Source organism: Candidatus Jordarchaeum sp., from assembly GCF_052745115.1.
On record NZ_JBRAKS010000109.1, the window covers coordinates 1 to 11,542 of the forward strand.

Consider the following 11,542-nt stretch of genomic DNA (forward strand, 5'->3'; position numbering starts at 1 on the left):
TTGCATCGATTTAAAGGTTGGGTGGCCAACGTATACTTCCCGTTTACGGTAAAAATAAGTTATAAATCAAGTGAGGACTACAATGGGAAAGCTAGTCCTAATTAATATTAGTTTAAAACTATACTTTTAGTATCTCACCCCTTTTTCTACGTATACTGAAATTTTCGAATAATTAAAGTGTGATGATTTAAATGGTGAAATTTAATCCAGAGTATAATGCCATAATTCTGGGCATGTTACTCAGTGCTGCGGACAAGATGGGAATTAATCCCGTGTTGCTTGGACGCCAAACCTCTAGACTATTGGCTCCCATGTTAGACAGCATATTCCAAAAGTTTACAGGTAAAACTCTCTCCATGAATGGCGAGGGATTCCTAGAGGATATAAAAAGAATTGTGAAAATTGGGGATATATCGGATCCGGAAAAATTGGAGCTGGAGATAGTAGATAGCTGTTTTACTCTGAAATTATTTGATTGCATGTACCTCGATATGGCTAAATACGGAAAAATTATCGGGTATGAAAGCTGTCCAATGTGCATCGCAGGTGTTTTCATGACAGGCTTATTTAGTTCTCTAAATATTGGCGACGTTTTAAATTTTAAGGTTGAAAACAAAGACAACAGTTGCATAGTTAAACTCGTAGTCATAGAGAAATAGTGTATCGAGCTTCTCGCACATCTCTTTTTTATAAAAATCGTATAGTTTAAGATTTTTTGAATAATTGCATACTCTAATTTTTAATGGGATTTGGCATTTTAAGTTAGCTTTTATTATGAAAAAATGTTAAATAGGATTATTATTTTAAGTTGAAGTCAGTGAACTTTTAATTAGAGAAGATGTTTGGTATGGAGAGAGCTTGGTTTAAATCTTGGCCTGAAGGTTTGCCCAAGTCTTTGGATTATCCTGAGGTTCCGATTTTTAGTTTTCTTAGGGATACCGCTAAGAGATTCCCAGAAAAGAAGGGTATCATTTTCTACGGGTATGAAGTCACCTTCGGCGAATTGGATGATTTTTCGGATCGCTTCGCCAACGCACTTGTGGATATTGGTGTTAAAAAGGGTGATAAAGTAGGGTTATTCTTGGAGAATTGCCCACAGTTCGTCATCGCCTATTACGGTGCACTCAAAGCAGGAGCAATTGTGGTTCCCATTAATCCCATGCTTAAAGAGATGGAAGTAGAGCAACAATTAAACGACTCAGAGACAGAGACGCTGATTACTCTGGACTATCTGTATCCTACAATTCAAAAGGTGGAAAAGAAAACAAAACTTCGAAATGTAATTGTTACAAGCTTCAGAGACTATTTGCCTGAAGAACCCACCCTTCCCATTCACATTTCAATGGAGCAGGAGAAAAAAACCTATCCGGAAACCCTTGAATTCATCGACCTTTTAGAAAAGTACGAGGCAAAAGCTCCCAAGGTGAATATTGACCCAAAAGAAGATTTGGCACTACTCCAATACTCGTCAGGAACCACCGGGGTGCCTAAGGCTGCTATGATAACCCACTTTAACACCTTGGTAAATATTATAGGTGCAGTGAAATGGGCAAAAGTTAAAGATGAGGATATTAACCTTTCTGTTTTACCCTTGTTCCACGTTACCGGAATGCAGGAAAGCATGAACTGCCCAATCTACACAGGAAGCACCAATGTACTACTCTCACGGTTCGACCTAGAAGCAATACTAGGAGCCATAGAGAAGTACAAGTGCACCGTTTGGGTAAGCGTAGCACCCATCAATGTGGCGGTTTGCACCTATCCCTATGTTAAGAACTACGACTTAAGCTCCCTTCGACTAAGTTTCACTGGGGGAGCACCAGTCCCCTTACCAGTTTTTGACAAATTTAAAGAAGTAACAGGCTGCGACCTAATAGAAGGATACGGGCTGAGCGAAACCATTTCCCAGGTTACCATAAACCCCGTTGATAAACCCAAGTACGGCTCGGTGGGCATTCCAACTTTTGATGTGGATGCCAAAATAGTGGACGCAGAAACAGGTAAAAAGGATTTAGCCATAGGAGAAGAGGGAGAAATCATCTTCAAGGGACCGCAGGTTATGAAAGGCTACTGGAAACAGCCCGAATTAACCAAGACCACACTGAGAGATGGATGGCTTTTCACCGGTGACATAGCTAAGATGGATGAAGACGGCTACATATATATTGTGGGCCGCAAAAAAGAGATGATCATCGTTTCCGGTTACAAAGTTTGGACGGCGGAAGTGGAAGAATTATTAAAGAAACACCCTGCGGTATATCAAGTGGCCATAGTTGGGATAGGGGATCCTATTCAAGGTGAAAGCGTTAAAGCGTACGTAGTGATAAGACCTGACTATAAGGGGAGAATCACTGAAGAAAAATTAATGGAGTGGGCCAAGAAAAAAATGGCTGCCTACAAGTATCCAAGGCAGATCGAATTTGTCAACGAGTTGCCAAGAAGCGGATCTGGAAAAATACTAAAAAGAATGCTAAAATAGAAAACCCAAAAAAATATTACCCAAACTTAAAGGTAATTTCCAATTTTTTTGATAAATTACTGTTCCCAGATTAATTTAAAGGAGTAGAAGAGAATTGAATAAAAAGAAGTATGGCTTTTCCACACGCTGTGTCAGAGGCGGAGAAACTCCGGATCAGATCACTGGGTCAGTTGTTACTCCTATACATCAAACTACAACCTATCATTTTGAGAACATGGACGAGGTCAAATCCGTGGAGGAAGGACTGAAGGAGGGTTACACTTACACCCGATGGGGCAACCCTACTCAGACCGTGGCTGAGAAAAAGCTGGCGGCTATCGAGGGAGGCGAGGACGCTCTTTTGGTTTCTTCAGGAATGGCTGCGGTTAGCACCACCATTCTGAGCTCGGTTCAGGCCGGGGAGGAAGTTATAGCCACCCGCACACTATACGGCGGTACTCTACACCTTTTCCAAAGCCTATTGCCCAGAATGGGAATTAAGGTGCACTTGGTGGATACTGAGGATATAAGTCAAGCCGAAAAACTGATCAACGAGAAGACAAGAGTACTCTACTTTGAAACCCCGACCAACCCGGTTCTAACTCTAGTGGATATCGCGGAGGCGGTTAGAATTGCAAAAGAAAACAATCTAACATCGGTTATTGACAATACTTTTGCATCACCCTACAATCAGCGACCACTAGAAATGGGAGTGGATGTAGTAATCCATAGCGCCACAAAATATCTAGCGGGTCACGATGATGTAACCGCAGGAGTAATAATTGGCAAAAGCTTATTCTGTGCCTTAGCTAGAGCGGTTATGGTTCACATGGGAGGCTGCATCGACCCCTTCGCCGCCTATCTTCTAATAAGAGGCTTAAAAACACTAGATGTACGAGTGGAAAGACACAACAAAAACGCCCTAGAAGTGGCAAGATTTCTGGAAAATCATGAGAAGATTAACCGGGTTTATTATCCGGGACTGGAGAGCCATCCCCAACACGAACTGGCAAAGCGGCAAATGAATGGTTTCGGCGGAATGGTAACATTCGACGTGAAAGGCGGACTAGAAGCGGCAGTAAACGTTATAGATAGATTCCAGCTCATCCTGAGGGCAGTGAGTCTAGGGGGAGTACAGTCACTAGCCTGCATGCCCGTGTTAACCTCACACATAGGCCACCCTCCAGAAGAGTTGGCGAAAGCCGGAATAACCATGGGAATGATAAGACTATCAGTGGGAATAGAAAGCAGCGAAGACATTATTTACGATATTGATCAAGCATTATTAGGTATATAGTACTAAAAATGTAACAGAGGGGATACGGAAATATTTATGTTTGCATAGTATACATTATATACAGTGAAAAACATGACCGAAATAACTATTTCTTCCAGAATTTCTCAGGAGATGGCACGTGACCTGGAAATGTTTATGCGTGAGGAGTCTTTAGAAAAGTCAGCATCCATTAGGAAACTATTGGCGGAGGGCTTAAAAAAATGGAAAGAAGAAAAAGCCCTGAAACTGTTAAAAGAAGGGAGAGTATCTTTTGTTAAGGCAGCTGAAATGGCGGACATGTCTGTATGGGAGTTTGCGGATTTAGTCAGAAAAGAAGACATTGTATGGATAAAATCCGAAAAAATGATTGAAGAAAACATAACGAAGGCTCTACAATGACCTCCCTAGTTTTTAACGCCACGCCCTCAATTTACCTTGCAAGAGTGAGCCTGATAGAGAAGCTCAGAGAACTCCCGGAAGAAAAATATCTTCCCCAGTCGGTTTATGAGGAGGTTGTAACTAAGGGAAAGGAACGAGGATTAGCTGACGCATTCAAAATTGAAAAAACCGTAAAAGAAGGTGTGATCAAAATCAAGACACCATCTAATTATGATTTTACTAAACACCTTTTAGAAAACCCGAAGATACACCTCACAGACGCAGAGGCAATAAGTCTAGCCAAAGAATTACAAGCAATCGCATTAATGGATGAAGAAGAAGCTCGGGCGATGGCAAATCTGGAAAAAATCTCTAATCACGGAACAATATACCTGTTATTTCGCCTCCTTAAAAAGAACGTGATAACAAAGGAGGAATTAATAGATTATTTAAATAAAATGATTAGGGAAGGGGGGAGATGCTCCACAGAACTATACAGTAAAATAATTACAACTTTGAATAGTTTTTGAAAAATTATAAAAAAATACCTTCTGAAATGTTAAAAAAAGGAATTTTGTAGGTCAGATTCGTTCAACAACCGAAGCGATACCCACGCCGCCTCCACCGCATAACATTTGTAGTCCGTATCTCTTATTATAATTTTTTAAATAGTGTACCATTTCAGTGAAGTAGATGACGCCGGAGGCTCCTATGGGGTGACCTATGGCTATTGCTCCGCCTGTGGGGTTAATTCTTTCATCATAATAGTCATAGTTTAATTCTTTTGAGAATGCGAGGCAGGGTGAGGCAAACGCTTCGTTGGGCTCGATGCAGTCCAAGTCATCGACTGTTAAACCGGCACGCTTCAATGCTTTTCTTGATGCAGGTATTGGTGCGAGCAACATTATTTTTGGTTCACCTCCAGCAACCGCAGTTGAAAGCACTCTAGCCATGGGTTTTAGTCCTAGTTCATCAGCTTTTTCTTGTGACATTAGTAATGTGGCTGCCGCACCATCACAAATTTGTGACGAGTTTCCGGGGGTAACTCGCCCATTTTGTCTGAAAGCGGGTTTGAGTTGGCAAAGCTGTTCCCAAGCAGTTTCCGGATCATCTAAATACTCGGGTCGCACTGTTTGGTCAACGGTCACTGTAACCGTTTCTTCTTTCTGTTTGCCTGTTTTTTCATCAATTATGGGTTTCATACTTTCATCGGTAAATTTTTTCAGGTAGGTTACGGGCACTACTCTCTTAGAGTATTCATCTTCTTTTCGCATGGCTTTGGTTGCTTTTTGGTGACTCCACATTCCAAAACGGTCCATCTCTTCTCTGGTAAATCCGTAGCGGTCACAGATCATCTCAGCACTCTCTCCCTGGGGAACAAAATCTTTTGCAAATTCCAAGAACTTCGGCGACCAGATGGGTCCAGGATAATTTTCAACCCTAGAGCATATCGATACCGTTATGCCCATACTATAGTGAGTCATCGACTCAACGCCTGCTGCTATCATAACGTCTCCGTCACCGGCCTTTATAGCATTAGTACACGTGTTAATGGCTTGTAGTCCAGCATTGCAGTAGCGGTCCACGGTTGCACCAGCAATTTCTTGAGGTAAACCCGCCATCAGTACCGCCAGTCTACCGATGTTTCCACCCTGTTCCCCAATTTGGGACAGACAACCCACATGGCAGTCCTCTATTTCTTTAGGGTCAAAATCAGGGCATCGAGCTTTAGTTCTCTCAACGATTTTTTGAAGAACAGTAACAAGCAAATCCTGCGCTGAACACTCCCTAAACACTCCTCCCAGTTTACCCATTTGGTACCTGCTTGATTTCCCAACTGGTGTCCGAATAGCATCGATAACTACACAATCATTTAATTCTTTCATACAAACCCTCTCTCTTTTTTCCTTAATTCTCCACACTCATATAATAATAACTTTTCTGATGCTATATATTAAGTATAACCTTGAGATTAAAATTTTTAATTTAATACGAATTTGTCTTGGTGGATTCTTTCATTTATCTTTATTAATGGAGAAAACTACCTCGCACTCGTCATCTCCATTCACTAAGCTCTTTCGGATGTAGACCTCTGCTTTTAAACCGCATGCTTCTGCCCATCCTTCGGCTCTCTTATAACAGACACACTCGTATAAATCTAGAATCCCCGCCTTCTTGGTGCCCTCATAGCACGGAACGTTTTTGAACCGATAAATCCAGGTTGTTTCATCCTCTTTAGTTAATCCTCTTATCTCAAATACGTCTTTAGTATAGAGGTTCGATACTGTTTGAATTATCTCAAAGTATTCTGCAGCCCTATTTTGGTCAACATTGAGTGCTTCCAGTAAACGCTTCATTTCTGCTTTTCCAATTGATTTATTGACCAGCATATTTAGCTTATTGGCCTACTTTAAACCCTACTTCTTGGCCCGTGTAAAAAACCATCTACCATCGTGAGACCACCAGTTGATCTGAAGAATTTTCTCCCTATCCTCTGGAGAAATTTTATCGATTAACGACAAAAATTTTCTCTCTTCAAATTTATTTTCTAGGGCGGTTTTATAGAAAAAAATTTTATAATAAGGCTGTTTGGTGTTTTTAATTTACATTCATTTTATTTTCCAAGAATTGGAGGAATTTCTTTTCTGCATTTTCCACATATTCTAGCCCCTCTAAATGCTAGAGTACCACATTCCTGACAAGTCCAATTTTTTTCTTCCCATTCAACCCATTCTGCATCAGTCCGTTCCCTTCTAGCGGGAATAGATTTTAGCATATATTCTTTAGCGAGGGCGAAGGGAAAATTCGTGACCTTATCACAGGGCCATTCTGCACACTGATGACACCCGGAAAATCCTTTTGAAAGAATGCAATCCCGGATTAGACACGAATCACAGTAAACAAATTTGTTATCTGATAAACAACCATCACACTTGATTTGTTCAGGTTCTGTCAAATAGCTCTGGGCTAACTTCTGTTTTAGTTTCTCAATATTATACTTATCAGCATAGTAAATACCACACACACCGCAGTACAAACCACAAGGAGCCAATAATTTAGTATTCACATTCATTTGACGCACCTCCATAATAATTTAAAGAATCAATTTTTTCACTTTGTTATCATATTATCAAGTGCCAAGCTTTAACTAGTTTAATGAACTCCCTACACTTCGAATCTCGTTAAAGCCCGGGAAAGGCAGGAGGCATTCTTAGAGGTATGGGAATTGGATATTTTACCACGCGTTGACCCCTCATGCCAGATATTATTTCTTCGGCCTTTGCTGCGGGAATTGCGAATAGAATCTCATCATCGCTGGTGAGTGCAAAAGCTCGATCCCCGGTGCCCGGTATCACCACTTGATATTCGCCGGTGTTGAATGCACGTAGGAACCCTCCATTGCATGAACCTGCGAGTCCTGCGAACTCGCTTGTCAACGCTTTCCCTTCCTTATACACTGTTCCTTGAATGAGACGCATTATCTGAGCAGAGTTACCATAAACCAAAATCACATCGGGAATAATTCTTGTGCGTGCCAGAGGAGATATCACCACTCCCCCATACTTGCCCGGTTCTAAACTTTCCAGATGATTATCGAGCGTTTTTGCTGCAGCCTCGCTGGACACGTATCCCGCCCCTAAGTAGAACTGTAACATTAGGGCTTCGTCAGCAATTTTTCCCCAACCGAATTTTAGGCTTGCACCTGGGCATCCGCTATCTTCACCAGTTACTCCCATAGTCCATCCATATCTGCGACTAATGGTAAACGCTTGACATACCGCTATTTTTTGCTCGGGTCTTCTTGTTCCCTCTGGGAATTCAGAAGTATTCTTCACCAATTTTACTGCTAGTGGATAGGTGTGAGGCCTCAGTAGTTCCTCTAGAGACTTTCCAATATTCCTCCAACTTTCTAATTTGGTATCTACACTCACAGTATCACAACCTATTTAAAAGAGTGAATTACTTTGTTCTCACGTTATATATAAATTTATTGAATTTAATATATATTTATATAGTACTACACTCAAATATAGCACCGGAGAGTACCGTGAATGAGCAACACTGAGAAAAGAATCGCGGAAATCGGACAAAAATTGATAGAAATTAACAAAAACATCACAAATTTACAGGACCTAATTCTCTACATGAAAACTACTCTGGAAACAGTAACGAGGAGAGAAATTGAAAAAGAGTGTTTAGCCAAATTGACCCTGAAAACAAATGAAAACATGGATAAGTTCCTAAGAGAGCGGGACCCAGAGTGTAGCATTATGGACTGGTGCACTAGACGAGTTGAAAAAGCATCCTCCATGGTGCTTCGGGCTTTTATGGAACAGGGAACCCGCTCCGCAATAGAACAAGTAAGATACCATGTTGATGCCGCAACGAGACATTGTAAGGAGATAAAATGTCCGAACGAAGAATGTTTCAGAAACGCCATATCCAATTTTAAGACCCTGGAGGAATTATTAGAAAATACCCAAGAAGTTTCCGCGAAGTTTACCAAAGAACTTTACTCGCCTAAGAGTTGGTCTGGTTTCGAGGAGATTAAAGAGGAGGAAATATGTGATTTATTGGCACCCCTATCTAATGTTACACGTTTAAAGATTCTGATAAGCCTTGGGAAAGGTGGAAAGAATTTTTCCCAGTTAGAACGTCAAATCGGCATAAAGGGGGGACATCTTCAATTCCACCTAAATAGCCTCATCCAGGCAGGCTACGTTGCTCAGGAGAAGCCTCAGGGTAAATATTTAATCACTATCAAAGGATTAAGGGCTCTAAGATTCTCATATGAACTAAGGGATATAATTGGAGAAAATCAAAGTTCCCAAACCAAATTAGGTATAATATAAAATTTACAAATAACGATTTTTTCAAGAAATATTTGTCAAAACTGAAACACAGCAGAATGGTGAATGTTTTAATCCTCAATCTCATTTCTTCCGCTTTAAAATCTTTCTAATGGAAAGATATTTTTCAGAATTATACTCTGCAATTTGTAAAATTTCTTATTAAAAAAATTTAAATACAAGAATTGTTTCATTTGAAAGCATAGAAAAATGATTAGAGCTGATATCAGCTTTTAAACTTTTTTTCTATAGAAAGCTTGTTTAGAAAGATGAAACAAAATGGCTGAAGCGCAAGATTTTATTGTTGAGAGTTTGAGACCTGGTCTTAAAAGCATAAACGTAAAATTTAAAGTCGAATCCCTTAATGACGAGAGAGAAGTTGTTTCAAAAAAGACTGGCGAAACCCTGAGGGTCACCGAAGCCCTAGTGGGTGATAGTACGGGAAGTATTCTAATAACACTCTGGAACGAAGACATAGATAAGATAAAAGATGGCCACACTTATAAACTCAACAACGGTTACACCACGGTTTTCAAGGGCTCATTAAGATTGAATATCGGTAGGTACGGAAACCTTGAGGAAATCGAGGAAAGCGAAGACTTTGAGGTAAACAGCGAAAACAATCTCTCAGAAAAAGTATACGAGCAAGAAAGAAGTTTTAGACCAAGATATGGTGGTTCGGGTCCCAGATATGGTGGATCTAGACCATATAGAAGTGATAGAAGAAGAGAAAGAAGATATTAGTCTGCTTCCTTCTTCAATTTTTTAATTTTAACAATCAAGAGTTGATTTATATCTTAATATTCCAAAACCATTAAAAAAACCCCCATACGCTTACGCGTTTTAGACAAAGGACGAAAATCTAAAGTTTTTCATGGTAAAATAAATAGATACGATGAAGATTATACTCGGAGGAAACAGATGTTCATAAAGTACACCAAGGATAATAACAAATGTGTACATTGCGGATTCTGTGAAACTATTGTTCAATGTCCAAGTCCTGATTTCTGTATTGGTTGTGAGGCCTGCTTCCATGCTTGCCCCGAAGCCGCTCGAAAAAAATTAGTTGACCGTGAGCCGAGAAGAAAAGTCAGAATAATGGTTAATGGTTCAGAATTTGAAGTGCCAGAAAGAATTACGGTCAAAAAGGCGCTTGAACTCCTTGGATATCGGTTCACAAGATTTCCTAGAGAAGACGCGTTTTTTGCGCCATGCCTCACGGGGGGATGCTATAGTTGCTCCCTAGTGATTAATGACGCATTAAAACCGTCCTGCCACACTGGTGTCGAAGATGGCATGGTAATCCAAACAAATGTTGAGGGAAGAACTCCTTTCAGGATAGTGGAGGGATTTTCTCCCCATAGTGTGGGTGGTGTGGGAACCCCCTACTGGCTCAAAATGAGCGTAGGTTACATTGAGGTAGCGGCTTTCACTGCGGGCTGCAATCTGCGCTGCGGAACCTGCCAAAACTATCACGTTACCTATAACAGTTCCGGTTTACCATTAACACCTAGGGAAGCCGCTGCGAATCTCACTTATGTGCGTAAACGTTTCCGCGTTGACAGAATGGCTATAAGTGGGGGAGAAGCAACACTAAACCACAGATGGCTCGTGGAATTTTTTAAGGAACTGAAACTGCTAAACCGTGATTCGAAATCCAGGCTCCACCTAGATACGAACGCCACCATACTGACAGAGGAGCGTATAGATGACCTCATGAAGGCAGGGGTTACGGACATTGGTCCTGACCTAAAGGCTTTGAGAGTGGAAACCTTTCAGAAATTGACTAACATTGAGGACAGAGAATTGGCTGAAAGGTATCTGAAAACCTCTTGGGAAGCAGTAGAATATATATCGGACAACTATTATCCAGAAAAAGTTTTCATGGGGGTGGGAATCCCCTATAATAAATTCATTCACCCTGACCTAGATGAGATTTACGAAATGGGATTAAAAATAGCGAGTATCGATCCCGAAATCCAGGTGTGCAGCTTAGATTATAGACCAGAATTCAGGAAAAGAGACATTATCCAACCAACACCCGAAGAAATGAAAAAGGTAAAAAAGACACTGGAAGCAGCAGGACTGAAGAAAGTGATTGTTCAAACAAGCCGTGGACACATAGGTCCCTAAATAGTAGAGCAATAAAAATTACAATTTAGAAAATTAGGAAATATTCTTTTCGTTTATTTTTATCTAACGTGTGTGATATCTAAGCGGGGTAAATGAGATGAGTAACGTGAACTGCATATGTCTGTGTGGTTGCGGTTTTCATTGCTCTAGAATTTCGACGAGTTTTTTAATAGCTTCCTCAGTTTTATCCGTTTTTAGATGTCATATTCGATAAAGGATAATGTTAATGTCCGCTGTAAAGATTCTATTAGGTTGAATATTGCCTTTTTGCTTAAGGGAGCCTTTTTCAAAATCAGAATCAGGGCATAAAAAGTCTTTTGTACACTTCGAGGTTTGGAATGGTCTCTTTCACCTTCATGAACACTTTCCGAGGCTGCGGTGACACGCTTTCTACACCCTCAAAGCCTTATGCTTCCCTTTTGAGAAGCCTTACCAGATCATCGGGTT

12 protein-coding genes are annotated in these 11,542 nt (G+C 40.6%); 8 read left to right on the forward strand and 4 right to left on the reverse strand.

Translation table 11 applies throughout. The features are described from left to right. Window positions 1-191 precede the first annotated feature (191 nt). The 5 genes from ACUVXA_RS09420 (at window position 192) to ACUVXA_RS09440 (ending at window position 4,642) form a co-directional block, all read left to right on the forward strand. On the forward strand, window positions 192-659 hold the full coding sequence (locus tag ACUVXA_RS09420; protein ID WP_445871002.1) for a hypothetical protein: 468 nt from the start codon (window positions 192-194) through the stop codon (window positions 657-659). Between the two features lie 188 nt (window positions 660-847). Then, a complete protein-coding gene (locus tag ACUVXA_RS09425) occupies window positions 848-2,479 on the forward strand; it encodes an AMP-binding protein (protein ID WP_445871003.1) in 1,632 nt (543 codons plus the stop codon). 94 nt (window positions 2,480-2,573) lie between these two features. Beyond that, the gene (locus ACUVXA_RS09430) at window positions 2,574-3,755 is read left to right on the forward strand and encodes a trans-sulfuration enzyme family protein (protein ID WP_445871004.1); all 1,182 of its coding nucleotides are present in this window, start codon (window positions 2,574-2,576) and stop codon (window positions 3,753-3,755) included. A 72-nt stretch (window positions 3,756-3,827) separates the two neighbouring features. Then, on the forward strand, window positions 3,828-4,133 hold the full coding sequence (locus ACUVXA_RS09435; protein ID WP_445871005.1) for a UPF0175 family protein: 306 nt from the start codon (window positions 3,828-3,830) through the stop codon (window positions 4,131-4,133). Then, window positions 4,130-4,642 carry a DUF3368 domain-containing protein gene (locus ACUVXA_RS09440; RefSeq protein WP_445871006.1) on the forward strand — a complete coding sequence of 171 codons (513 nt, stop codon included), beginning with the start codon at window positions 4,130-4,132 and terminating at the stop codon, window positions 4,640-4,642. Before ACUVXA_RS09435 ends, ACUVXA_RS09440 begins: the two co-directional genes overlap by 4 nt. A gap of 51 nt (window positions 4,643-4,693) precedes the next feature. On the opposite strand, the gene ACUVXA_RS09445 is transcribed toward ACUVXA_RS09440, so the two are convergent. From ACUVXA_RS09445 to ACUVXA_RS09460, 4 genes are all read right to left on the reverse strand, one after another. Further along, a complete protein-coding gene (locus ACUVXA_RS09445) occupies window positions 4,694-5,998 on the reverse strand; it encodes a thiolase family protein (protein ID WP_445871007.1) in 1,305 nt (434 codons plus the stop codon). A gap of 129 nt (window positions 5,999-6,127) precedes the next feature. Further along, window positions 6,128-6,469: a hypothetical protein gene (locus tag ACUVXA_RS09450; protein ID WP_445871008.1), complete on the reverse strand. Its 342-nt coding sequence runs from the start codon at window positions 6,467-6,469 to the stop codon at window positions 6,128-6,130. Window positions 6,470-6,726: 257 nt separating this feature from the next. Next, entirely contained in the window at window positions 6,727-7,185 is a 459-nt protein-coding gene (locus tag ACUVXA_RS09455) for a DUF3795 domain-containing protein (RefSeq protein ID WP_445871009.1), read from the reverse strand. A 109-nt stretch (window positions 7,186-7,294) separates the two neighbouring features. Beyond that, complete coding sequence (locus ACUVXA_RS09460; RefSeq protein ID WP_445871010.1) at window positions 7,295-8,044, reverse strand: DUF169 domain-containing protein; 750 nt, start codon at window positions 8,042-8,044, stop codon at window positions 7,295-7,297. A 120-nt stretch (window positions 8,045-8,164) separates the two neighbouring features. On the opposite strand from ACUVXA_RS09460, the gene ACUVXA_RS09465 reads away from it, so the two are divergent. The 3 genes from ACUVXA_RS09465 (at window position 8,165) to ACUVXA_RS09475 (ending at window position 11,095) form a co-directional block, all read left to right on the forward strand. Beyond that, entirely contained in the window at window positions 8,165-8,965 is an 801-nt protein-coding gene (locus ACUVXA_RS09465) for a winged helix-turn-helix domain-containing protein (RefSeq protein ID WP_445871011.1), read from the forward strand. 276 nt (window positions 8,966-9,241) lie between these two features. After that, window positions 9,242-9,706: a single-stranded DNA-binding protein gene (locus ACUVXA_RS09470; protein ID WP_445871012.1), complete on the forward strand. Its 465-nt coding sequence runs from the start codon at window positions 9,242-9,244 to the stop codon at window positions 9,704-9,706. Between the two features lie 177 nt (window positions 9,707-9,883). Next, window positions 9,884-11,095 carry a radical SAM protein gene (locus ACUVXA_RS09475; RefSeq protein WP_445871013.1) on the forward strand — a complete coding sequence of 404 codons (1,212 nt, stop codon included), beginning with the start codon at window positions 9,884-9,886 and terminating at the stop codon, window positions 11,093-11,095. Window positions 11,096-11,542 lie beyond the last annotated feature (447 nt).

What these genes read in the sequence shown, in the direction of transcription:
- ACUVXA_RS09425 (WP_445871003.1), top strand. Translation starts at nt 848, where the DNA reads ATGGAGAGAGCTTGGTTTAAATCTTGGCCTGAAGGTTTGCCCAAGTCT.
- ACUVXA_RS09440 (WP_445871006.1), top strand. Translation starts at nt 4,130, where the DNA reads ATGACCTCCCTAGTTTTTAACGCCACGCCCTCAATTTACCTTGCAAGA.
- ACUVXA_RS09455 (WP_445871009.1), bottom strand. Translation starts at nt 7,185, where the DNA reads ATGAATGTGAATACTAAATTATTGGCTCCTTGTGGTTTGTACTGCGGT.
- ACUVXA_RS09465 (WP_445871011.1), top strand. Translation starts at nt 8,165, where the DNA reads ATGAGCAACACTGAGAAAAGAATCGCGGAAATCGGACAAAAATTGATA.
- ACUVXA_RS09470 (WP_445871012.1), top strand. Translation starts at nt 9,242, where the DNA reads ATGGCTGAAGCGCAAGATTTTATTGTTGAGAGTTTGAGACCTGGTCTT.
- ACUVXA_RS09420 (WP_445871002.1), top strand. Translation starts at nt 192, where the DNA reads ATGGTGAAATTTAATCCAGAGTATAATGCCATAATTCTGGGCATGTTA.
- ACUVXA_RS09450 (WP_445871008.1), bottom strand. Translation starts at nt 6,469, where the DNA reads ATGAAGCGTTTACTGGAAGCACTCAATGTTGACCAAAATAGGGCTGCA.
- ACUVXA_RS09445 (WP_445871007.1), bottom strand. Translation starts at nt 5,998, where the DNA reads ATGAAAGAATTAAATGATTGTGTAGTTATCGATGCTATTCGGACACCA.
- ACUVXA_RS09435 (WP_445871005.1), top strand. Translation starts at nt 3,828, where the DNA reads ATGACCGAAATAACTATTTCTTCCAGAATTTCTCAGGAGATGGCACGT.
- ACUVXA_RS09475 (WP_445871013.1), top strand. Translation starts at nt 9,884, where the DNA reads ATGTTCATAAAGTACACCAAGGATAATAACAAATGTGTACATTGCGGA.